We start from the raw sequence: 24,243 nt of genomic DNA, 5'->3' as shown, positions 1-24,243 counted from the left end.
TTATGATGGATCAGGTATATGATCGCGTCCCTCCACATAACAATGAAGCTGAGCAATCTGTCATAGGAGCGATCTTCCTGCAACCTGAGGCGCTTATTACTGCCTCAGAGATCTTAATTCCGGATGATTTTTACCGGACTGCACATGAAAAAATCTTTAATACGATGCTCGTCTTAAGTGATAGAGGACAAGCGATTGACGTCGTCACCGTGACGGAAGAGCTTTCTGCCAAAAAGGAACTCGAAGACGTCGGTGGCATATCATATTTGACGGAAGTTGCAAACGCCGTCCCGACTGCAGCAAACATTGAGTATTATGCCAAAATTGTAGAAGAGAAATCCATTTTACGCCGCCTCATTCGTGTTGCGACAAATATCGTCGAAGAAGGTTTTACGAAAGAAGATGAAGTGGAAGCGGTTTTATCCGAAGCGGAAAAACGGATCATGGAAGTATCCAATCGGAAAAACGCCGGAGACTTCAAACATATAAAAGATGTTCTCGTCGAAACATACGATAACATTGAATTATTGCATACGCGAAAAGGTGAAGTAACGGGTATTCCGACAGGCTTCCGAGATCTTGATAAAATTACTGCAGGATTCCAGCGCAATGATTTGATCATTGTCGCGGCGCGGCCTTCCGTCGGTAAGACGGCATTCGCCTTGAACGTGGCACAAAATGTGGCAACAAAAGCAAATGAAAACGTCGCGATTTTCAGCCTAGAGATGGGTGCAGAACAGCTCGTTATGCGTATGCTTTGTGCTGAAGGAAACATCGATGCACAAGTAATGCGTACCGGTAACCTTGAATCGGAGGATTGGCGAAAGTTGACGATGGCAATGGGTAGTTTGTCCAATGCGGGGATTTTCATAGATGATTCGCCAGGTATCCGTATTAACGAAATTCGTTCAAAATGCCGGCGCCTTCAACAGGAGCATGGTCTTGGTATGATCATGATTGACTACTTGCAGCTCATTATGGGTAGTGGACGTTCAGGTGAGAACCGTCAGCAGGAGGTCTCTGAAATTTCCCGTTCCTTAAAAGCGCTTGCCCGTGAATTAAAAATCCCGGTTATTGCACTATCGCAGCTTTCCCGGGGCGTAGAGCAACGTCAAGATAAGCGTCCGATGATGTCTGACTTACGGGAATCAGGAAGTATCGAGCAAGATGCCGATATTGTTTCATTTTTGTACCGTGAAGACTATTACGACAAAGAGACCGAAAACCAAAATATGATTGAAATTATCATTGCAAAGCAACGGAATGGTCCGACTGGAACGGTTACGCTTGCGTTTGCCAAAGAGTATAATAAGTTCTTAAACATTGATTGGAGTCAGCACGAAAGACCCTCTCATGAATAATGAAAAAAGCCAAGAAGAGTTAGAATGCAGCTCATCTTGGCTTTTTTTTATTCTGTTCATTGTGCAAGTGGAACCGGTTCCATGAAACTAAAGTACTTTGTATGAACTCCATATTTTTCGGGAATCGAGATTTTCCCAAACAATCTAGTGCAAACAACCTTCATTGTTCTCCATAATATTACCTAACATTTGTAAAAAAATAAGAATATTTGGTTGTAATACTACAAATTCGTTACAAATAGTCGGAAAATGACAAGTGAGTTAGCGAGTATGGTAAATTAGAGTGGCGTAAAAATCTTTCAGGATGATTTGCAATTGATACATTGCTAGTCGGAAGGAGTTCCATTCATGTTTTACAAGAAAGTGAACATACAAGAAGAGAATAAGAGAAGTCGTCTATATAAGAAAATGCAGAAAGTAGGACTGGCTACTATTTTATTCGCAAGTATCGGCATGAGTGCTGGTTTTGCTGATGAGGATAAAGCGAGTGGGCTGCAAACAGTTTATCATGTCTATTCAGAAGGTCAATACGTTGGCGTAGTTTCTGACGAGCAAAAGATTGAACAACTCAAGCAAGACGAACTTGAAAAAGCGACTGCCACATATGCCAATCTCCCATTAGTCATCGGAACAGAATTATCCGTCGTGCCTGAAAAAGTGTTTTCAGCAGGAACCGATGATGACCAAGTTCTAACGAAACTTCAAAATCTACTTACAGTAGAAGCGGAAGCCATTGGTATTCAAATCGGAGAGGAAATTCCTCTTTATGTAAAGGATATGGCTGAATACGAAGAAGTGATTAAACAACTGACAATCCAAACTGTTCCTGAAACAGAATTGAATGCTTTCAAAGCTCGTCAACAATCTACTACGGCAATACCCGCATTGAAAGAAGATGAAACACGCCTAGTCGATATTCAATTTACTGCAGATGTTCAACCAATCGAAGGAGAAGTTGCTCCTGATCAGATCAGTAGTGTACAAGATGCGTTGAAGCTGATGAATAAAGGAACATTGGAAGAGAAAAAATACTCCGTACAAGCTGGAGATGTACTTGGTAAAATCGCCGTCGCTCATAATATGCCGACTGCTACATTAATGGAATTGAACCCAGGTGTAACGGAAGATTCCGTCCTTCAAATTGGTCAAGAATTAAATGTCACGGTGCTTGAACCATTTGTAGAAGTAGAGGCATTATATGAATCAAAAGCTATTGAAGCGATCCCTTTTAAGAAACTGACAGAAAAAGACGAAACACAATTCAAAGGTGAAAAGAAGTTAAAGCAAGCGGGAGCAGACGGCAAGAAGTCTGTCACGCGTAAAATTCGCAAGAAAAATGGCACCGTAATCGGTGAAGCAGTTGCTGAAACAGAAGTAGTAGTAGAACCGCAACATGAAGTGACTATCGTTGGCACAAAAGTCATTCCATCAAGAGGTACCGGTAATTTCGCTTGGCCAGCTGATGGTGGCTATGTATCTAGTCAAATGGGCAAAAGATGGGGAAGAGTCCATCAAGGAATCGATATTGCCCGTCCATCGACCCGTGCTATTTTTGCAGCTGACAATGGTGTTGTAACAAAAGCAACAAGACATAGTACGTACGGGAATTACATTGTCATTTCACATAACAATGGCTATGAGACATTGTACGCTCACTTATCATCAATCGATGTCAAAGTGGGACAAACGGTTCCTCAAGGGACAAAAATTGGCGTCATGGGCTCCACTGGCCGTTCTACAGGTGTTCATCTACACTTTGAAGTCATGAAAAATGGATCCAATATTAATCCATTGAGCGTATTACGTTAAACAAAAAGGAGACGCCAGAGCAATCTGTGAGCGTCTCCTTTTTCTTATACGTATGTAAGCAGGATAAGAACGACTCTAAACACAGTCGGTTTCCATTATCAGGTGCTGGCATACGGAAAGGGCTTTACGTTAGAATTAAGTAAGGTTCACGTTGGAAAATTGGAAAGTTTGATTATCGTAATGACACAGGAATATTGCAAGAGTGAGCAAGACATAAAAATGAAGTACCCTGTTTACAAGATAGGGTGCTTTTTCATTGAATGAGGGGATGGCTTTTTTATTGCGTCTCGAGTGAAGCGTCGTGCGTCCCATGTCCAAGTCAGCTCGTCTCGACCATGTCTATTCGACTCTAAACGCGGCATAACTTCTCAGAACGCTGCATAATTCCTTCAATCGGAGCAAAAAACTGCAGAACGCCGCATATTCCAAGCAAACGCCGCATAACTCCTCAGAACACCGCATAATCGCCTCGAACGCGGCAAAGAGCGCCACGCCACGTCTTTGCCATATGCCCGTCGCAGCTAGAGTGGCGACCTACGCTTTAGAGGCATCCAGCTGCGGGTGGCAGCTGCTCGGGACGCTTCAATCTTGAGGTAAAGGCAAAGAGCGCCTTTTCCTCAAGATCTCCAGCGCCTGTCGCAGCTAAACGCCACCCTACGCTTTTGAGATTCCCCGGGAAATATTTTGGCGAGTTTTGGGGAAGGATTCTTGGAAGTTCCATAGAATAGTAAGACTAGAAGTTATATGTTATATAGCTAGGTAAGTGCGTATTCATCGCAACAATGATAAAGTTATAAGACAATGATAGAGACGCCATGTTAGGCGAGAAAGGGAATGACGTATGCAAAATAAAACGATTCTTGTCGTAGATGATGAAAAACCGATTGCGGATATATTAGAGTTTAATTTGAAAAAGGAAGGTTTTACGGTGCATTGCGCATATGACGGAGATGAGGCCCTTCAGAAATTAGAAGAGGTGCAACCGGATATTATGTTGCTTGATATAATGCTTCCGAAACGGGATGGCATGGAAGTGTGTAGGGAAGTACGAAAGAAATATGATTTCCCGATTATTATGCTCACAGCGAAGGACTCTGAGATTGATAAAGTATTAGGCTTGGAATTAGGGGCGGATGATTATGTGACGAAACCGTTCGGGACGCGTGAATTGATCGCTAGAGTGAAGGCGAATTTACGTAGACATTCCAAAACATTATCGGAAGAACAAGAGGAAGTAACGAATGATATTACGGTCGGCAGTTTAATAATCCAACCAGATGCGTATTTGGTACAAAAGCGTGGGGAATCCATTGAATTGACGCATCGTGAATTTGAATTGCTTCACTACTTGGCAAAACATATTGGGCAAGTGATGACACGTGAGCACCTACTTCAAACCGTTTGGGGTTATGACTACTTTGGTGATGTGCGAACGGTCGATGTAACGATTCGTCGTTTGCGTGAAAAAATTGAAGATACGCCAAGCCACCCGACGTGGATCGTCACAAGACGCGGTGTAGGATATTATTTACGTGACCCGGAACAGGAGTAAGGCACATGCAAAAAGTGGGCTTCTTTCGTTCCATCCACGTTAAATTTATTCTGATTTACATCATGCTCATTCTCCTTGCGATGCAAATCATTGGTCTTTACTTTGCCAAGGAGCTTGAGGATACGTTAAAGAAAAACTTTAGAAACTCGGTTATTGATCGAATCAATCTAGTGGAATTCAGTGTACGTGAGGAAATCACAAAAGAACGTTCATCTGAAGACCCTACAACTCAACAGAGTCTTCGAACCGTTCTTTCTGGCTTCACGTCAGAAGATATTCTCGAAATCCGCGTCATCGATACAAAGTACAAAATACTCGCCACGTCCGCATTGGACAACCAATCACTCGTCGGACAGCGATCTATGGAAGATAGTGTTCGACGGGCAATTTCTTCGGAATCGGCTCATGAAGCCATCAATTATGATACATCGCTCGGTCAACGAGTAATGGTGTTAGTGAAACCGATAAAGAAAAATGCAGAAGTGGTCGGTACACTTTACGTGACAGCAAATATTGAACGAGTGTTTAAACAAATCGATGACATTAACCAGATCCTTGCAGGTAGTGTGGCAGTTTCATTGACCATCACAATTATTATCTGCATTTTCATTGCACAAACATTTACGAGACCGATATCAGATATGCGAAGACAAGCGCAAGCGATGGCGCAAGGAAACTTCTCACGGAAAGTGCACGTTTACGGGAATGATGAAATGGGACAATTGGCGATCGCCTTTAACCATCTCACCAATCAGTTGCAAGAATCACAATCGACAACCGAAAGTGAGCAAAGGAAACTCGCATCTGTCCTCGAAAATATGACCGATGGCGTTATTTCTACAGACAGAAAAGGACGGGTAAGCCTCATTAATGATTCTGCACTCATAATGTTGCGCATGACACGTGACCTTGTCATTAACCGGCCGATTGCTAGCATCCTTGGCTTGGAACAATCTTATACATTTGAAGATCTCATTCAAGTGAGGGACTCCATTGCATTGGATTTCAGTACGGAAGAACAACCGTATATTCTCCGGGCAACTTTTTCCGTCACGCAGCGGGAGACGGGATTTGTGAATGGCTTGATTGTCGTCCTTCATGACAATACCGAGCAGGAGAAAATTGATATGGAAAGACGTGAATTTGTATCGAACGTCTCCCATGAACTTCGTACACCACTTACAACGATGCGAAGTTATTTGGATGCACTCGCTGAAGGGGCTTGGCAAAACGAAGAGATTGCACCTTCGTTCCTCCGAGTCACGCAAACAGAGACAGAGCGGATGATTCGACTCGTCAATGACTTGTTGAAGTTATCAAGAATGGACAGCAAGGAGTACGAATTGAATACAGAATGGGTGGAGTTTAATCATTTCTTTAACTCCATCATTGAACGATTCGAGTTTTCCAAGTCGCAAAAGGTTCAATTTAAGCGACTATTGCCGTCAGCCGATCTATTTGTAGAAATTGACACGGACAAGATGACCCAAGTTATTGATAATATTATTTCAAATGCGCTTAAATACTCTCCAGATGGCGGAGACGTTCGTTTTGGTGTTACATTATCAGGTTCTTTTATTAAAGTCATGATTTCTGATGATGGACTTGGCATACCGAAAGCAAACGTCAATCGGATTTTCGAGCGGTTTTATCGTGCGGACCGTGCAAGATCTAGAGCAATGGGCGGTACAGGACTTGGACTGGCCATTGCAAAAGAAATGATTCATGCCCATGGTGGGGAAATATGGGCGGAAAGTGAAGAAGGAATGGGAACGACCGTGTTTTTCACGTTACCATATGAACAACAAGAGGACGGTGAATGGGATTGAAATACATTGAACCAATCAAATCGATCATCCTCCTGTTGCTCGTATTGATGAGTATCACTTTTACATTTTCAATTTGGACATACTCCCCACAGCTCGCGCCCATTGACCAATCAAAAACCGTCGATATTTCAATCGGTCAACAAAAAGATGTGAAAGATGTCGTTAAACCGTATAAGTTCTTAATCAAATACGAAGAGGAACTGAAAGGTACGACCGATCAAATAGCTATCGACAAAATTTTAAGGGATATGGGGACGTGGAAAGTGTCTCAGCTCCTGCAAGACCCTACGGAAATGAATAAAGTACAGATGAAAGAGTTTTTTGAACAGCCTAACCAGTTTACATTGTACTTCAATGGACAGGTTCCTTTACCTGCCTATGATGAAATATTACCGATTGACGAAACGACGAAAAAGAATTTGCCGGAATTTAGTTTTGATCGATTGATCGTCAGATGGGATCCTAAAGCGATTGCGTTTGAAGTGCATTTTATTAACAGAGCAACAGGAATCCATTTTTACGGAAAAGCGAATCCGGCAGACACGACGAAGTCTTATCAGTCCATCATCATGGAGAGTGAGGAACTGACACACTATGTGGAAGTAAAGAATCAGGAACCGACGTATTTAGCGGTACCCGATGAACCTGTTCCGATGGTACAAAAAACGTACTATCAAGAGGAAATCAGTCCAGGTCGTTTCCGCGATGCTTTGTTCAATGACCCAAATGCGGTTAAACGAAGTCAAGTGGATCACAATCATGAGGAATTTGGAGATGACCATGCGTTAATGGTTGTGAATACCGAAACGAAAATGTTGGATTTTGTTCATCCTGCTGCAGAAGCAAGGGAGCCGGCAAAACCGTCTGATTTGTTATTGGATGTGATTGACTCTATTAATGAACACGGTGGCTGGACGGATTCTTTCCGTTACTCTTACATCAATTCACTCTCGCGCTATGTGAAATTCCAATTGTTCATCAATGGATATCCTGTGCATAGTGAAAGTGATGCCTCTGGGTTAACGGAAATTGTACAATTTTATGGGGATGATCGGGTTTTTAGATATATCCGCCCGTATTACACGTTGGAATCATCACTGTCTTTCAATGAAAATATGGATCTTCCTTCGGGGACGAATGTTGTACAATCCCTCATGGAATCGGAAGATCTCGATTTTAGTTTAGTTGAAGAATTGACCGTTGGATACATGATGAAACACGACTTAGAGCAACGGATTTTCGTGTTGGAGCCGGCTTGGTTCTATTTATTCAAAGGAACTTGGAAACGTTATACACCTGAGCAAACAGGGGGTGAGCCATTTGGATTGGAATAAAACAAAAACGATTTTTATCATCGTTTTTTCCATTTTGAATATTTTTCTTTACTCTTTGTATGTGCAACAGCTGACAGACGCGCAAAATGTTCAAGTCATTTCAAAGACTTCAATCGAAGAAGTGATGAAGCAAGAAAACATTACGTATAACCTTCCTCAAGTGAATAAAAATGACTATTCATCTGTGACCGCAACGATTAAGAAGTTTACAAAAGAAGAACTCGAGACACTCGTTAGCCAATCGATTGTCATTGAGAACAACACACATATAGAATCGGACATGAATACAGCTATAGCGATTCAAAATGATAAAGGTGATTTTGATTTCAATGAATTTATGATGAAGTACGTTTGGCATGGCAACGAGTACACACTATGGGAAGTGAATCAAGAAGAGCAACAGGCAACCTTCTTTCAGATGGTGAATGGTGAACCGATTTTCTACAGTCCAAATGCTATGGTTGTCGTGCATTGGAATGATGACTATGAAGTTACGCATTACGAGCAACGCATGCTTGAGAAGTTCAGTACAGAGTCTAAGAAAAGAGATTTAATGACACAAGACGAAGCGGTGGGTTCCTTGGCAACGCGCGGCTATTTGAAACAGGATTCTAAAGTGCTTAGCGTAACGCCAGGCTATTCGTCACTCGTGCCGTTAACCGAAATCCAGGTGTTTGCTCCGACTTGGAACATTCGTGTAGAATTAAAAGATGGTAGTATCGAGGAACATTTCATCAATGCCATTGAAGGTAAAGTGATAGACTTCCAATTGGAGAAAGTTGATGAGCCTCAACTTGATGTTGACGTTGACGTTGATGTAGATGTAGATGAAGAATAAGGAGTTTTTCTAATGCGTTTTAGTGTGCTCGCAAGCGGGAGTACGGGCAATTCTATATATGTCGAGACAGATGACCATGCTTTTTTGGTCGATGCAGGGTTAAGTGCGAAACGAATTGAGCAACAACTTGCGGCAATCGGTCGCACCATGGAAAATGTGAATGGTATTCTTGTAACGCACGAACATAGTGACCATATAAAAGGTATCGGCGTACTAGCAAGAAGACATAAAGTACCGATCTATGCGAATGAAAAGACGTGGAACGCGATGAATGGGCTTGTCGGTGAAGTTCCATTAGAACAACGTTTTCATTTTAATATGGAAACGTCCCTGTCATTCGGAACGCTCGACATCCAGTCATTCGCCGTTTCGCACGATGCTGTCGATCCGATGTTCTATGTATTTCATGAAAAAGACCGAAAGCTTTCCATCATAACCGACACAGGATATGTGAGCGATCGGATGAAAGGCCATATTGCAGCATCAGACGCGTTTGTGTTTGAAAGTAATCATGACGTCAGCATGTTGCAAATGGGTCGTTATCCATGGTCGATTAAACGACGGATTTTAAGCGATGTTGGCCATGTATCAAACGAGGATGCTGCAATTGCAATGAGTGAAGTGGTTGCGGAAAAACAAACAAGCATTTATTTGTCACATCTGAGCAAGGATAATAATATGAAAGATCTCGCAAGGATGAGTGTTTCGCAAACATTGGAAGCATGCGGCATCCGCACCGGGGAATTCGTTCACTTACATGATACCGATGCGGAACAACCGACAACGCTTGTCACTGTCTAATAGAAACAAAGAACCTTGCCTACGGGTAAGGTTTTTTTCAATAAAATTCAAGGAATCTACAAAAAGTGGGACAACGTACTTGATTTTAAACAAGTTATTTAGGGTAAAGTGAAAATAACTGTCTGTTGAAAGGGTGAGGTCTATGGATGAATACAAGCAAGGTCCTCGGCGGGAGGATGACAAACCGAATTCGGATGTCCCTAATATGGAAGGACCCAATCATTCAGAGGATGAAATACGTCAAGAACCGAATCGTATAGAAGAAGGAATAGGTAATGATTCGGATCATGTAGATGCAGTCAATCACGAGAATCGGACAAATGTGGAACTTGAAAAACAAGCAGAACCGATGCGATACAGTGAGAGACCGAAAAAGGACACAAAGCGTCGAGGCGGTTTTCTTCCAGCCTTGTTAGGAGCCATTATTGGTGGCGTAGTCGTTTGGTTGTTAATGAATGCTACGCTGGGAAATGAATCGAATTCATCTGTTTTAGAGAAAACAACGGGAGAGAGCAATTTGACGACTGAACGCGTCTCACTCGATGTGAATACGGATGTCACTGAAATTGTATCGAAAGTGGCGGACACAGTTGTTGGTATAACAAATATGCAAACGGTACGTGACTTTTGGTCGTCAACAGAGACGACACAAGAAAGAGGAACGGGTTCGGGTGTCATTTACAAGAAGACAGGCGACAAAGCATACATTGTGACGAATCATCATGTCGTAGAAAACGCCCAAGAGCTTGAAATTACTTTCGACGATGGAACGAAAGTGGATGGCAAACTCATTGGCAGTGACGTATGGACAGACTTAGCCGTCGTCGAGATTGACGCAGAACATGTCAAAACAGCTATTGAATTTGGCGATTCAGATACGTTAAAACGTGGAGAAACGGTGATTGCAATTGGGAACCCACTCGGATTAGGATTCGCCGGCTCTGTCACGATGGGAATTGTGTCAGGAAAAGACCGCTCCATTCCAATCGATCTTGATCAAAACGGAACCGTCGATTGGCAAGCGGATGTTCTTCAAACAGATGCAGCCATCAACCCAGGGAACTCGGGTGGAGCGCTCATTAATGTAGCAGGACAACTGATTGGCATTAACTCCATGAAAATTACGCAAGAAACCGTTGAGGGAATCGGTCTTGCCATTCCGATTAATATCGCTATCCCGATTATCCAAGATCTTGAGATGACTGGAACGGTGAACCGCCCAACGATGGGTGTAAGCCTCTTGGACTTACGAGACGTCCCGTACCAACAGCAACAAGAAGTGTTGAAATTACCGAAAGACGTTACGGCAGGTGTGATTGTCACGGAAGTATTCCGCAATACGCCAGCAGAGGCAGCTGGCGTCGAACGATACGATGTCATTGTTGAGATGGATGGGGAAAAGATTGAAGACATGGTGAACCTGCGCAAGCATTTATACAACAAGAAAGAAGTCGGCGATCAGATGTCCATGAAGGTATATAGAGAAGGAAAGCTGATCGAGATTGAAATGGAACTAAAAGACGGCAATACATTCTAACGAATTGCAAAGAAAGAGCGCATAAAATTCCATACAATGTTACACTTTTCATAGGGATGTAACAATTTATTTATCCACAACAGGCAGCCTAGCAAAACAACCGCTATTCTGCCTGTTTTTCAATGCAATTTATCGACATGTGGATAAAAATGAAGAAATGTGCATAACATTGTGTAAAATAAACCGATAGAAAGAAGTGTAGACATTGAAAATCCAAAGTTGTAAAAACCATATAGATCAAGCGATTGACGACTTTATTGCAACGGAAGAAACATTTCCGATTTTAGAAGAAATCAAAACCGACGAAAAGATATCCACAACTTGCACGTATTGTGACACACCCGTTAGGTATATTGTGGCGAACGAATAATCGGGCACAAGATGTAGATAAGTCCTGTGGATATGTGCATAAGTTCTGTTTATAACTTTTTAAAAGAGGTGGACAACCTGTGAATATTACAATTGTTTCAGTAGGAAAACTAAAAGAAAAATATTTAAAAATGGGCATCGAAGAATACACCAAACGACTCGGCGCATACGCCAAAATCGACATCGTCGAAGTGGCCGATGAAAAAGCACCTGAATCGTTAAGTGAAGCAGACATGGAAATTGTGAAGAAAAAAGAAGCCGACCGAATACTCGCCAAAATCGGAGCAGACGCACACGTCATCGCATTGGCGATAGAAGGAAAACAGAAAACTTCTGAAGAATTGGCAACGGCTATTGAATCGTTAATGACGTATGGAAAAAGTAAGATTGTATTTGTCATAGGCGGATCGCTTGGCTTACACAGTGATGTTATCAAACGGGCGGATGAGCTGTTGTCGTTTTCCAAGATGACGTTTCCACATCAGCTGATGAAGTTGGTGTTGCTGGAGCAGGTGTATCGTGCGTTTCGGATTATGCGGGGAGAACCGTATCATAAGTGAGTGCGGTTTTTTCTACGTTTTATAATTGACAAGTGTCATCTGTATCTATTGACGCCTGTCGATATTTTCATGGATGCCCTGTAATGTACGATAAATGTACAGAAATGGAGGGGCATTTATATGAAACGTATAGCATTGATCGATATTTTAAGAGGATTCGCTATTTTGGGGACACTTGGAACGAATATTTGGATTTTTGCCCATTTAGGGGATCTAAAGTATATAACGACTACGGATTTTACCAGTTGGCCGAGTATGGATGATATTTTACGCCTCCTTGTACTGTTCGTATTTAACGGCAAACTGCTTGGCATGTTAACGATAATGTTCGGAGTAGGGATGGAGATTAAATATCAGCAATCCATTAGGCACAATAAGCCTTGGATCGGTATGTATAAATGGGTAATCGTATTTTTAATAGTGGAAGGTCTTCTGCACTACGTACTTGTAATGGAGTATGATGTGCTCATGAGCTATGGCGTCACAGCAGGAATTATTGCGGTCATACTAAAGCGCGGAGAGCGGGTGATGAAAAGGGCGTTATGGGTTGCAGGAGCTATTCATTTAGGGCTGCTTGCTCTAATTTTTACTTCCATGCTGTTTGGGCCGGCGTTTTCAATGGCAAGCTCGCCACAGTTGATCGCAATATATGCAGAGGGAACATGGCTGGATCAGGTCCAGAATCGTCTCATGAATTTTATATTCTTTAGAGCAGAGGCAATCTTTATTATTCCTTTAAATATTATTTTATTTATTGTTGGTATAAAGCTGATGCGCAGTGGTGCGTTCTCCTTTACTGAGCGCGGAATTGCCATTCAATGGAAACTGCTCATTTGGGGGTTAGGTCTAGGTCTGCCTTTGAATCTGTTGACTTTTGTACCAGGCGGTCTATTTGATTTACCTGTCCGTTATCTGTTTGCCCCTGTCCTGGCATTAGGCTATTTAGGACTGATTGCTTTTATTGTACGGAAGTGCGGTACGTGGAGAATGTGGAAGTGGCTTGAGAAAACGGGGCGTATGTCTTTAAGCTGTTACATTCTGCAAAACATTACTGCTACAGCTATTTTCTACGGATGGGGTTTAGACCTTGGAGGTACTCTAAATAGTGTGGAAATTATAGGGGTTTTTTGTATGATAGTAGCAGGGCAAATTATACTGGCGAATATGTGGTTAACTATATTCCCTTATGGGCCGGTCGAATGGCTGCGGAAGGGAATGCTGCAGAGGCTGGAAAGATAGGGGGGTTAGATGCTGGAATGGTATCCTAAAAGTCAGGCAAGATATTATTTATTTATTGATGTACTAACCGTCCTGCTATTTAGCTATGCGGTTGTCGTCTCGGAGCAGATTCCGTCACTTGTTTTTAAGGTTTTATTAATCGTCATTTATATAGGCGCCTATTACACGGCACTATGGTATCAGGATGGTCTGTTGCTTCCTGCTGTTGTACTTGGTTTTATTATGACAGCATATTTGGCTTATTTAAGCGGTCCACAGTGGATTTTCTTTCAGTTTGCCTTTGCAGATTTTGTCGGGCGCGCTGTCAACCGGCATATTTTATGGATTGCTACGTGCGTAAATTTCCTCCTCCTAGCCAGTCTCGTTTGGCGCTATCAGGAGGTCCTGTTTTCAAATGCTCAGTCAATTGTCCTGGCGGTTATGCTTTTTATCCTGCTGTTGCCGTGGTTACGCTATTATATTGAAAAATCCAAGCTGCTTCAGCGTGAGGTTGATGAAGCGTCGGTTCACATTGCCATGCAGCAGGAACGTCAGCGGATTGCCCGCGATCTGCATGATACTTTAGGGCATACGCTGACGGTCATAAAGGTAAAAACAGAGCTCGTTTCCAGGCTGGTGCCAAACGAGAATCACAAGATTCATAAGGAACTTGATGATATGATTCTAACAGTCCGAACAGCACATAAGCAGGTGCGTGAAATTATATCGGAAATAAATTTCTTATCCTTGCAGGAAGAGCTTAAGCATAGTGAGCAGTTGCTTAAGAATGCCGGTATCCGTGTGCAGATTGATCATCAGCTTACCAATATTCTGCTGTCTAGTGTGCAGGAAACAATGCTTGCCTACAGTATACGAGAAGCGGTAACGAATGTTGTAAAGCACAGTCATGCTGCGGATTGCAGAATACATCTATATCAGAATGAAGACCGTGTAGAAGTAGCTATTATCGATAACGGAATCGGTTTATCCGAAAAGCAGCATGGCAATGGACTGTTTACAATGAAGGAACGGATGAGGTCATTAAAGGGAAATGCCGAAGTGAAGTATGATCAGGAAGGAACAAAGGTGCTTCTGATTATACCACTGGATCCGATTCGGGAGGGCGTGAAATGATTAGACTTAGTATCGCTGAGGATCAGCAACTGCTGAGAGGTGCCTTAATATCCATTATGGAGCTTGAGAATGATTTACATATTGTGGGTGAAGCAGCAGATGGAGCAGAAGCATGGGCTTTAATTGAAAAGGAAAAGCCGGATGTATGCATTTTGGATATTGAAATGCCGCATTTGTCCGGGTTGGAAGTAGCTGCGAGAATACGACATCACAATTATCCGTGCAAAATTATGATTATGACAACCTTTGCGAGAGCCGGTTATTTGCAGGAAGCAATGGATCTGAATATTGAAGCATATGTTCTGAAAGACGAGCCTATCCAATATGTAATTGGTGCAATACGCAAAATTATGCAAGGTGAAAGGGTAATCAGTCAGGATCTTGCCGCTGCTTTATTTATGAATGAAAAAAATCCTCTGAATGACCGGGAAATCAATGTACTGAAGCTCGTGAAGGATGGCTATACGACGAATGAAATTAGTAAAAGGCTATTCCTGACTAAAGGCACAATTCGGAACTATTTATCTTTATCCATTCAAAAGCTCGAAGTTGAAACAAGGCAGCAGGCTGTACAAAAAGCAACTGAAAAGGGCTGGATATAAATTATAGTTCAAAAACCTCCTTTATTTATGGTGAGGAGAACCCTATCATAAGTAAGTGCGGTTAACAAAGAGAACACCTAAAGCGTCAAATCAACAAATTTTTAGGTGTTCTTTTAATGATGAGGCGAAAACTCCAACTAATACATAATATAATATGGAAAAATTAACTTGAAAGGTTTGATTGTAATGGTTTATAAGCTTCAAAAAGGCGATACTATTGGAATTTTTACTCCTTCATCTCCTGCTTCAGTTACAGCAGAAAAGAGATACATTCGTGGAAAGCAATTTCTTGAAAGCAAAGGTTTTTTTATAAAAGACGGTGCCCTTTCAGGAAAAAAGGATTTTTATCGTTCAGGTACACCTAGAGAACGTGCAGAAGAATTTAATTCTTTATTACGTGATCCATCAGTCAAAATGATTATGTCAATGATTGGTGGGACGAATTCAAATAGTATGTTGCCATTTATCGATTATGAAGCATTTAAACAAAATCCCAAAATCATTGTAGGTTATTCGGATGCAACGGCTGTTCTATTAGCTTTGTATGCGAAAACAGGGATTCCCACATTTTACGGACCAGCATTAGTAGCGTCATTTGGAGAGTTTGAACCGTTAGTTTCGGATACATATGCATATTTTAAACAATATTTTTGTGATGAAACCTGGATTCCATATACAATTCAAATGCCAAATTATTGGTCAGATGAACTTGTAAATTGGTTAGATTTCGACCACCCAAAACAACTAATTGGAAATAAATGGATTGCCTTGAATCCAGGTGTTGTGGAAGGGCGATTGATAGGTGGGAACAATAATGCAATGTATGGCTTCATTGGAACTACTTATTTCCCTGAAATTAAACAAGGTGACATCCTTTTAATTGAAGATACAATGAAAAGTGCTTCTATAGTGGAAAAGAATATGGCTATGTTGAAACTTCATGGTATTTTTGAAAAGGTATCGGGAATTATTTTAGGAAAACATGAACAGTATGATGATCAAGGTACGGGAAGAAAGCCAATTGATTTGTTACTTGAACAGTTGGATGGGGCGGCAATTCCGATTTTAGCGGAAGTAGATTGTTGTCATACTCATCCTATGTTTCCTTTAGCAATTGGGAAGAATGTTAGCTTAAATACGATTAACAAAACTATTACATGTACGGAAAGTTGGTTGTAACCTCTAAAGTAATTACAAAGCTATTTGATTTAAGCTTACATTTGATTTGCATACCCTTATTTTTCAGCATTTCCAAGTTAATATAAAAATGCAAATGCAGGGATTCTTATAACTGGAGTTTCAGTGGTATGTTTTGTGATACCATAATCATCATTGTTTTTAGTAACGATGATAGCCCCTTCGTTTTCGAATCATTAGCCCATTGAACAATTGCTTCATAAAAAGCTAATCTTTTCACTGGGCGAGTTAAGGGAGTTTTTCTGTGTTCCGCCAAGGATTGAAGCCAACTAAGACTTTCAGTGTTTGTTCTTGAGTAATGAACGACATAAAATACATTCCTCCTGCCTTTATGTTAAGTATACAAAGCATTAATTTAGTGTAAATGTAAGTTTAAAGGTGTGTTTATTGAACTTAAATTGCACTTAGATACGTTACGATGAACCTTACTATAAGTGAGTGCGGTTTTGAGTAAAGTCATAGAAACAGATAGATTTCATGTTTTAATGGCTTATTCTATTTCATTATGAGCTTAAAATTTAAACAAGACATTTTATAAAGGGAAATCTTTAATGCGTGTTGCTTGTTTTTTGTGTTCTTTTTCAAAATCCGAGTCACATGATGTAAAGTTACATAAAGGGGTTGAAAATATGTTCGAACGAATTGATTTAAAGAAACAACAGCTAGACGCAAAAAGACCATTACCGAAATACACAGTACAAAGTTTACGTGAAAAGCTCTTTCTAGAATGGACATATAATTCCAATGCTATCGAAGGTAATACATTAACAATTAACGAAACGAAAGTAGTACTTGAAGGGATTACTGTTGGTGGGAAAACGATGCGAGAGCATTTAGAAGTTATTAATCACCGAGATGCGATTTCCTACGTAGAAGACGTTGTGCATAATGAGGAGCCTTTTTCAGAATGGCAAATTAAAAATTTACACCGCCTTGTTTCAAAAGGGATTGATGATAGTTATGCGGGTGTTTACCGAGACCAACAAGTATTTATTTCAGGTGCAGTGCATACACCTCCACCACCAATCAAAATTCAAGAAGAAATGGATGCATTAATGAGCTGGTATAACGGAGAAGCTCAAAATGTACATCCGATTGTCCGTGGTGCAATGCTGCATGCAATCTTTGTTGGCATCCATCCATTTATTGATGGGAATGGTCGCACATCACGACTATTATTAAACTTAGAGTTAATGAAGTTTGGTTACCCACCAGTTATTATTCGTGTAGAAAAACGATTAGCTTATTATAATGCACTAGATAAAGCACATTCGACAAATGACTATGAGGACTTCGTTGGGTTAGTTGCGAAAGAAGTTGAGGCTTCGCTCGATTTATATTTAAGTGCAATTTAAAACCGCATTTAGATATAGTGCGGAGAACCGTATGATAAATAAGTGGTGTTTTTAGAAGGTCACATGAATGTTTCTGGCAGAAGATCTAGCATAAATAGGATTGTTAAATAAAAGCCATTATAAAACTTCATGTCTCATTGAACTTATGTCACTCACAACGAGAGGAAGTTTTATAATGGCACACTAGTAGAACTTTTAATTCATTATCTATAATAATATGTACTCGTACGTCGATCATTTCGTTGGATTCGGTTAAACCACTCTTGATCTTTTTCTTCTTGTTTTAATGTGTTGACGATAGAGGTAGAGCAGCTTACGCATATATTTGAATGCGTTAATTTTCCGCATCGATCACAGGGTGCACCGATATTTGGAAAGATGGTGTTTTTTAGTTTTCCGGATTTCACCCATTTATAAAGCAAGTTGGACGAAACACCTGTTAGTTCAACAACTTCATCATTCGATAAAAGACGATTATTTTTCCTTAGTAAAAAGTGAAGTAATTCCGAAAAAATATCTTCTTCTCTTACGTCTATTTTTTTCCCAAACAGTTGCACAATACTTCGCTCCTTGCTTCTTAATAGATGCTTTCATTCGTATTTTCGTTATACTTATAGTTTTCCCAACGATCGCGAGCTAACTTTCGGTATTTATTTGAAGTGCTCCGATCTGAGATTAAACGGGAAAACCCCTTTTTGGATTCTTTACTATCCCCTAGACGAAGACTAAGCTCTGCTTGTAAATATTGAATTCGTTCATTGCCTTCCTGATTTGAAGCAAAGGACTTGCTATAAAAGTCTCTAGCGGAATCAAGGTAACGCAGTTCAAATTCTGGCTCGTTTTTTAAACGATAGAGCCACGCAATTTTTATTGCGATGTTGGCCAATAGTAAGGGTTCTTCCATCGATGCTTTTGATACGAGGTACGCTAATTTATAGCTTACAATTGCGTCATCTATCGTACGTTCCTGACAAATGTTCACCGGTTTTTTCAATTCTTTTATGTACAATTCATCTATAAGTAGCATGAAAGGTCCATAGGTTCTTGTCATGGACTTGTGATAGGCGTACCCACAATGGGGACAAACAGCGACTTCATATAACAATGGATTTAATCCTTCATAGACCGGCATAAAATCTGTATGTTCCTCAACTAGTTTATAGCGATTTGGACGTACTTTATATGTAGTAAAACGCTTCTTGCAAAACTTGCAGTCTACATTACTTTCATAGTAATAAATGTTGAATGCCATAAGAAGTAACTCCTTTGCGTGTAGTTTGTTTCCGTATCTTTTATCCTACTAACAAGCTATATGTAATCGTTCAATGTGTTTAAATAATATGCTCTTATTCTATCAGCTATGTGTATTTAGGTACACTCCTTTAGAATTAATTATTTATGATTTTCTCTATTCTTGTAACGATAATAGTAGCATCTTCGGGTTTATTAGTTGAGATATGCATAGCAAATTGAGAAGGTTAGCGGCTCAAAAGCCATTTAGCATGAAGAATTATTAATTTCAACTCGTAACAGGATTTTTTTGGAGTGCAAGAAATAATCGTCATAGGATTGACACAATATCTGTATCGAGTTACTATTGCGAAGGCTGTTTATTAGTTATTCAATGAATAGTATTAAACCGAAAAAAGTTTAGCACTATTCATTGAGATAATTATGTATATATTGTATTCATTATTTAATTTAATGAACAAAATAAGAATACTCAATTTTAAAAACGGCAATCCAATAGTTGAATCGAGGACACATCATGAGTCAGTCAAAGAAGAAGAAAATTCACTATGCTTGGTGGGTTTTAGTAGGTTTAGTTGTAATGGTAGGTGCTGCTAAAGGTGGCATTATGACTACAGGTGGATTATTTCTAACACCTGTTACAGAAGATTTAGGTATTGGAATGGGTAGCTTAACATTGTACTTCAGTATCGCATCAATTGTCACAATGTTATTTTTGCCAATTGCAGGAAAATTGATAGCGAAATACAATATTAGAATACTGTTATTAGTAGCAGTTACGTTGGAGGCAGGATCCTTTGCAATGTTTGGATTCATGAACTCTGTATGGGGTTGGTATTTGTTTGCGATTCCTATGTCAATGGGATCTGTCATCGTAACACAACTAGCTGGTCCTGTACTTATTAATAACTGGTTTAAAAAACATAGAGGTTTGGCGTTAGGGATTATGGTGGGAGCAGGTGGTTTAACAGGCGCTTTTCTTCAACCTGTAGCAGGTAACTTAATTGCCAATGAAGGTTGGAGAAATACGTATTTTTTCTTAGGGATAGGCGTAATGGCGGTTGTTATTCCAGTTGTTCTATTAACGATTAGAATGGCCCCACTCCAAAAAGGGTTACAGCCATATGGAGTGGATGAAGTTCAGCAAAATGAAGAAACGAAAGTTCAAACAACAGCTAGTGGCGTGACGTTGGCGATCGCTAAAAAATCGAGTGCATTTTATTTTCTTTTATTATTCTTTTTCTGCGAAACATCAATAGCTGCTTTTAACCAACATGTAGCGCCATTTGCAATGGGATTAGGGTATGATATCAAGTTTGCGGGTAATGCAATGGGCTCGTGGTCAGTAGGTGTTGTAATCGGAGCATTATTCTTCGGCTACCTCAGTGATAAAATAGGGGTAAAATATACAGCGATTTTTGCCATGCTTTTAGGACTATTTCCAGTAGGCTTGCTGTTACTCACGCCTGAAAACCCATTAATCTTTACAGTAGCTGCCGGTCTATATGGTTTCGTTGTTGCTTCTCTTGGAACATTAGGGCCTCTTCTAACGACTGCACTTTTTGGCAATAAAGAGTTCAGTCAGATTTATGGACTTGCCATAACAGGATTAGCAGTTGCAGGAATTGTTGCTTTACCGATATATGGCTTTATTTTTGAATATACTGGTAGCTATACGTATGTTTTGTATACGATTTTTATCATGTTGCTTTTGAATGTGGTCTCTATTCTCTTCGCGTTTAAAGGTAAAAAGGCATTAGAAAATGCTGGGTTGTGGAATAGCTAATAGGTATTCAGGAAGTAGTAGATTCATTTGTCATCAAATGAATTCAACCAGTTCTGTAGTAAGGTCAACTTTGATTGTATAGATGAGAAGGTCAAAACTATAAATGTGCATGAAGGGATACTCCCCGTCATGCATATTTTTTTTAATTCTATTTAAAAGTTCAGAGCGGAAAGAAGCGGACAATCATTGTTCTGTACTGGCCTCATTTAATTTTCATCAATACCTTATTTAAAGGAGAAATATAAAAGAGATAGAAATAGATAGAGACGAGTACAAAATGTTAGGAGAATGCATATGGACAACCAACAAGAAAAGTTCTCACATAAACAATTAGCAGTTAATTGTTTTAATCAGACGTGGGATCTATTGGACAAGCGTAATCGTACGCAAGCGGAAGAGGAGCAAATGATTCATCTATGCCACACGTCCTTTTGGCATTGGACACAAGTAGGGGAGCATACACCTCAAAACCTATCGATTGGCTATTGGCAACTTGCAAGAGTGTATGCAGTCGTAGAGAATGGGGAACAGGCATTAAATTATGCAAAGCAATGTGTGTCGGTTAGCCATGAAGCAGATCTTGCGCCATTTTTTATTGCGTATGCCTATGAAGCGCAAGCACGAGCGCAATTGCTATTAAGGCAATCAACTGAAGCTAAAAAGAGCTTACTGCTTGCTGAAGAGTTTGTTCAGAACATTAAGGATGAGGAAAGCAGAAAGCTTGTTGAAGCAGATGTATCGGTATTAAAAGGAGAAATTGAATCGAAGATATAATAGAAAAACCACCTAAAACATTGAGTTGTTCTTGTTTTAGGTGGTTTTGTTTATTAATCACACATTATGTGTTATGAAAGAACGACACTTCGTTTCAACGGGAATTGGCCGTTTTTAATGCAACATTTACACCCAGTCGATCGACGATAAATGCATAGCATTCGGCGGATTCTTTCAATTGGTTGAAGCGGCCGGATTCGCCAAAATGACCGGCGCCCATGTTCGTTTTGAGGACAATATCATGGTCATCGGTTTTCATATCACGAAGGCGAGCAACCCATTTAGCAGGTTCCCAGTAGCCGACGCGCGGATCGTTCAGACCGGTCGTAATGTACAAGTGTGGATAGTTTTTCGCTTCCACGTTTTCGTAGGGGCTATACGATTTCATATAGAAATAGTCTTCACGGTTTTGCGGGTTGCCCCACTCGTCCCACTCCAACGTAGTGAGGGGAATACTTGTATCGAGCATCGTTGTAACGACATCGACAAAGGGGACTTCAGGAACGATCACTTGAAATAGTTCACCAGCCATGTTGGCTACAGCCCCTACGAGCAAGCCGCCTGCACTTCCTCCTCGAGCTGCCAATCGATCGGATGTCGTGTAATCGTTGGCAATTAAATGTTTTGCTGCAGCAATGAAATCCGTAAATGAGTTGCGTTTGTTGTGCATTTTCCCATCTTCATACCACTGCCGTCCCATCTCTGATCCGCCACGCACTTGTGCGGTAACGAAGACGATGCCTTCTTCTAGCAAAGGCAGGCGGTATGGGTTGAAATAGGGATCACTATTTGCTCCGTAGGAACCGTATCCAGTCAATAGTAAGGGCGCAGGTCCATGATCGAAAGCACCAGCACGGTAAACAACTGTCATCGGCACTTTGACGCCATCATCAGCCGTCGCCCACAGTTGTTCTTGACGGAAGTTTGAAGAGTCATAGTACCCATTTACAGGTGCAACTTGTAGCACTAGTTTCTCGCCCGTTTGCAAATTCAACCCGTACGTCGTTTCTGGTGTCAATAAGGACTCAAAGGTAAGAAGTACTTCTGTCGATTCGTAGCTTTGATTGGATGTAACTGACACTGTGTAGAGCGACTCGTCCCATTGTAGAGGCGTTAATTCATCATCTTGCAATACCCAAATTTGCGTTAGTCCATTCTCTCTCCCGGTGACGAGAAGTTTATCTTCAAACGGGTACATTGCCTGTAAGTATTTTTTCTCGTCATATGGAACGACGTTGGTCCGTGCATGCACGTCATCAATTGGGCAGCGAAGAAGTTGGAAGTTCAACGCCCCTTCATTTGTTAAAATGAGCAAATCATTTCCCCAATGCTCAATGTCGTAGAGAATGCCTTCCCGTCTTCCGCCTACTTGTTGGATCGGCGACAACGGTGAATGTGTATCGATCCGTTGAATTTCATTTGTTGTAGTCGAAGACGACGTAACAAAGATGAATCTTCCACTTTGCGATTGAGAAATGAATAGTGAAAACGTCGTATCGTGTTCTTCGTAAATGAGCTCGTCATTTTTCGTATCTTCGCCTAACTGGTGACGCCACAATCGGCTAGGGCGTTGGTTTTCGTCAACAGTCACGTAAAAAATGTATGTACCGCAATGGCTCCATTCCATACTGCCATACAAAAATACGTTTTCAATACGATCTGCTAGCAGTTCTCCTGTCACCAGGTTCTTAATGAAAATCGTATAACGATCTGTCCCATCTCGATTTTCCAAGTAAGCTAACTGCTTATGGTCAGCACTTACCCGCTGTTCAGTAACATTTAAATAGTCACCGTCCGTTGCTAGTTCATTCAAATCGAGCAAAATTTCTTCGGCGGTATCCTGCAAGAGGCTTCTGCTCGCTGCTTTTTTTCGAGCGTGAATCGGATATTGTTTCGTTTTGTCCATTCGAGCATAATAAAAATAGTCACCCCGTTGGACAGGAACATCAACTTCCGTATCAGGTACCCGATCAATCATGCCTTGATAAATATGCTCCGTCAGTGCTTCAAGTGGTTGCATGACCTCTTCGTAATAGCGGTTTTCTTCCTCTACATAACGGATGACTTCAGGATCGTTTTTATCCTTCAGCCAATAATAATCATCTTCGCGCACATCGCCATGCAACTTGTGAGCATAAGGAATGCGTTTTGCAATTGGTGGTTTCATAAAATTCTCCTCTCTCATACATATACTTTTCGTGACAGACATTGGAAATCCTTCTTTTCAGTAACTATTTCCCTTTTCACATTCAGATTATTTAAAAACTATATTGTCAATCTATTAACAATGTTCTATACTAAAAACTGAGAGGTGATTCATATGTCAATAAAAAATGTTGATGCTGATAAAACATTAACCCCTAAAGGAATAGAAACGCGCCAAAAGCTGTTAAGAGCAGCTGAAGAGGTGTTTGGCAAGAAAGGCTATTTCGAAACATCGATTGTCAATATTTCACAACAGGCAAATGTTGCGCAAGGGACGTTTTATAACTATTTCCCTTCAAAAAAAGACATTTTCGATGAATTGATTCGTAGCTATAGCCGTGACTTGCGTAGTGCAATTAAGGAAGGAATGCAAAATCATACAACATACGAAGAAGCGCAACGAAACGGTTTTTATGCATTTTTCAGTTGGGTGAAAAATCATCCGAATTTATATAGCATCGTTCAGCAAGCGATTGTTGTCGATCAGGACTTGTTCCGTTGGTATTATGGCAAGCTTGCAAACGGCTTCTTAAAAAGTTTAGCCCAAGGGGTGGAAGCGGGAGAGTTTAAGGATCTTGACCAGGAAACTGTGGCGTACTGTTTAATGTCGATTGGGCAGTTTTTAGGGATGCGGTGGGTGTATTGGGAGAAGAAAGACGTACCTGAAGAAACGTTTGATGCGGCAATGGCGCTCATTTTTGACGGTTTAAAAAAGTGATGAAGGAGGGGTT

Annotated in this window: 21 protein-coding genes; 18 read left to right on the top strand and 3 right to left on the bottom strand. The window is 40.7% G+C overall.

All coding sequences use genetic code 11. The features are described from left to right. The first annotated feature begins 5 nt into the window (after window positions 1–5). The 15 genes from dnaB (at window position 6) to NRI27_RS11180 (ending at window position 17,496) form a co-directional block, all read left to right on the top strand. A complete protein-coding gene (gene dnaB, locus NRI27_RS11250; protein WP_371390766.1) occupies window positions 6–1,361 on the top strand; it encodes a replicative DNA helicase in 1,356 nt (451 codons plus the stop codon). A gap of 348 nt (window positions 1,362–1,709) precedes the next feature. Next, window positions 1,710–3,170 (top strand): peptidoglycan DD-metalloendopeptidase family protein, encoded by a 1,461-nt coding sequence (locus tag NRI27_RS11245; protein ID WP_371390765.1) that lies wholly within the window; start codon window positions 1,710–1,712, stop codon window positions 3,168–3,170. Window positions 3,171–4,011: 841 nt separating this feature from the next. Next, window positions 4,012–4,722, top strand: a complete 711-nt coding sequence (gene yycF, locus NRI27_RS11240) for a response regulator YycF (RefSeq protein WP_317945280.1) — start codon at window positions 4,012–4,014, stop codon at window positions 4,720–4,722. 5 nt (window positions 4,723–4,727) lie between these two features. Then, a complete protein-coding gene (gene walK / locus NRI27_RS11235) occupies window positions 4,728–6,551 on the top strand; it encodes a cell wall metabolism sensor histidine kinase WalK (RefSeq protein WP_371390764.1) in 1,824 nt (607 codons plus the stop codon). Beyond that, window positions 6,542–7,885, top strand: coding sequence for a YycH family regulatory protein (locus NRI27_RS11230; RefSeq protein ID WP_371390763.1), 1,344 nt, complete (start codon window positions 6,542–6,544; stop codon window positions 7,883–7,885). The genes walK and NRI27_RS11230 overlap by 10 nt, the downstream gene beginning before the upstream one ends. Next, on the top strand, window positions 7,872–8,723 hold the full coding sequence (locus NRI27_RS11225; RefSeq protein WP_371390762.1) for a two-component system regulatory protein YycI: 852 nt from the start codon (window positions 7,872–7,874) through the stop codon (window positions 8,721–8,723). Before NRI27_RS11230 ends, NRI27_RS11225 begins: the two co-directional genes overlap by 14 nt. A gap of 12 nt (window positions 8,724–8,735) precedes the next feature. Continuing rightward, the gene (locus NRI27_RS11220; protein WP_371390761.1) at window positions 8,736–9,524 is read left to right on the top strand and encodes an MBL fold metallo-hydrolase; all 789 of its coding nucleotides are present in this window, start codon (window positions 8,736–8,738) and stop codon (window positions 9,522–9,524) included. A 142-nt stretch (window positions 9,525–9,666) separates the two neighbouring features. Then, the gene (locus NRI27_RS11215) at window positions 9,667–11,061 is read left to right on the top strand and encodes a S1C family serine protease (RefSeq protein ID WP_371390760.1); all 1,395 of its coding nucleotides are present in this window, start codon (window positions 9,667–9,669) and stop codon (window positions 11,059–11,061) included. Between the two features lie 205 nt (window positions 11,062–11,266). Further along, window positions 11,267–11,431 (top strand): CxxH/CxxC protein, encoded by a 165-nt coding sequence (locus NRI27_RS11210; protein ID WP_371390759.1) that lies wholly within the window; start codon window positions 11,267–11,269, stop codon window positions 11,429–11,431. Between the two features lie 79 nt (window positions 11,432–11,510). Continuing rightward, a complete protein-coding gene (gene rlmH / locus NRI27_RS11205) occupies window positions 11,511–11,990 on the top strand; it encodes a 23S rRNA (pseudouridine(1915)-N(3))-methyltransferase RlmH (RefSeq protein ID WP_317945271.1) in 480 nt (159 codons plus the stop codon). Window positions 11,991–12,110: 120 nt separating this feature from the next. Next, window positions 12,111–13,229 (top strand): DUF418 domain-containing protein, encoded by a 1,119-nt coding sequence (locus NRI27_RS11200; RefSeq protein WP_371390758.1) that lies wholly within the window; start codon window positions 12,111–12,113, stop codon window positions 13,227–13,229. A gap of 9 nt (window positions 13,230–13,238) precedes the next feature. Then, window positions 13,239–14,342, top strand: a complete 1,104-nt coding sequence (locus tag NRI27_RS11195) for a sensor histidine kinase (protein WP_371390757.1) — start codon at window positions 13,239–13,241, stop codon at window positions 14,340–14,342. Then, window positions 14,339–14,944: a response regulator transcription factor gene (locus tag NRI27_RS11190; protein WP_371390756.1), complete on the top strand. Its 606-nt coding sequence runs from the start codon at window positions 14,339–14,341 to the stop codon at window positions 14,942–14,944. Before NRI27_RS11195 ends, NRI27_RS11190 begins: the two co-directional genes overlap by 4 nt. 186 nt (window positions 14,945–15,130) lie before the next feature. Continuing rightward, entirely contained in the window at window positions 15,131–16,123 is a 993-nt protein-coding gene (locus NRI27_RS11185) for a S66 family peptidase (RefSeq protein WP_371390788.1), read from the top strand. 647 nt (window positions 16,124–16,770) lie between these two features. Beyond that, the gene (locus NRI27_RS11180; protein WP_371390755.1) at window positions 16,771–17,496 is read left to right on the top strand and encodes a Fic family protein; all 726 of its coding nucleotides are present in this window, start codon (window positions 16,771–16,773) and stop codon (window positions 17,494–17,496) included. A gap of 203 nt (window positions 17,497–17,699) precedes the next feature. Here the strand turns inward: NRI27_RS11180 and NRI27_RS11175 are convergent, their stop codons facing one another. Both NRI27_RS11175 and NRI27_RS11170 read right to left on the bottom strand, forming a co-directional pair. Further along, the gene (locus NRI27_RS11175; RefSeq protein WP_317945265.1) at window positions 17,700–18,053 is read right to left on the bottom strand and encodes a hypothetical protein; all 354 of its coding nucleotides are present in this window, start codon (window positions 18,051–18,053) and stop codon (window positions 17,700–17,702) included. A 20-nt stretch (window positions 18,054–18,073) separates the two neighbouring features. Next, window positions 18,074–18,748: a DUF2225 domain-containing protein gene (locus tag NRI27_RS11170; protein ID WP_371390754.1), complete on the bottom strand. Its 675-nt coding sequence runs from the start codon at window positions 18,746–18,748 to the stop codon at window positions 18,074–18,076. Between the two features lie 516 nt (window positions 18,749–19,264). Here NRI27_RS11170 and NRI27_RS11165 point away from each other — a divergent pair. Together NRI27_RS11165 and NRI27_RS11160 are read left to right on the top strand one after the other, a co-directional pair. Further along, window positions 19,265–20,533: an MFS transporter gene (locus NRI27_RS11165; protein ID WP_371390753.1), complete on the top strand. Its 1,269-nt coding sequence runs from the start codon at window positions 19,265–19,267 to the stop codon at window positions 20,531–20,533. Between the two features lie 294 nt (window positions 20,534–20,827). Further along, window positions 20,828–21,307, top strand: coding sequence for a hypothetical protein (locus tag NRI27_RS11160; protein ID WP_371390752.1), 480 nt, complete (start codon window positions 20,828–20,830; stop codon window positions 21,305–21,307). Between the two features lie 94 nt (window positions 21,308–21,401). Here the strand turns inward: NRI27_RS11160 and NRI27_RS11155 are convergent, their stop codons facing one another. Then, complete coding sequence (locus NRI27_RS11155) at window positions 21,402–23,474, bottom strand: S9 family peptidase (RefSeq protein WP_371390751.1); 2,073 nt, start codon at window positions 23,472–23,474, stop codon at window positions 21,402–21,404. A 153-nt stretch (window positions 23,475–23,627) separates the two neighbouring features. On the opposite strand from NRI27_RS11155, the gene NRI27_RS11150 reads away from it, so the two are divergent. Next, on the top strand, window positions 23,628–24,230 hold the full coding sequence (locus NRI27_RS11150; protein WP_371390750.1) for a TetR/AcrR family transcriptional regulator: 603 nt from the start codon (window positions 23,628–23,630) through the stop codon (window positions 24,228–24,230). The last annotated feature ends 13 nt before the right edge of the window (window positions 24,231–24,243 follow it).

The sequence above is a fragment of the Sporosarcina sp. OR05 genome, from assembly GCF_041414805.1.
Lineage (GTDB): Bacteria > Bacillota > Bacilli > Bacillales_A > Planococcaceae > Sporosarcina > Sporosarcina saromensis.
The sequence above is the reverse complement of the archived record's forward strand: the minus strand, read 5'-3'. Positions and strand labels throughout refer to the sequence as shown.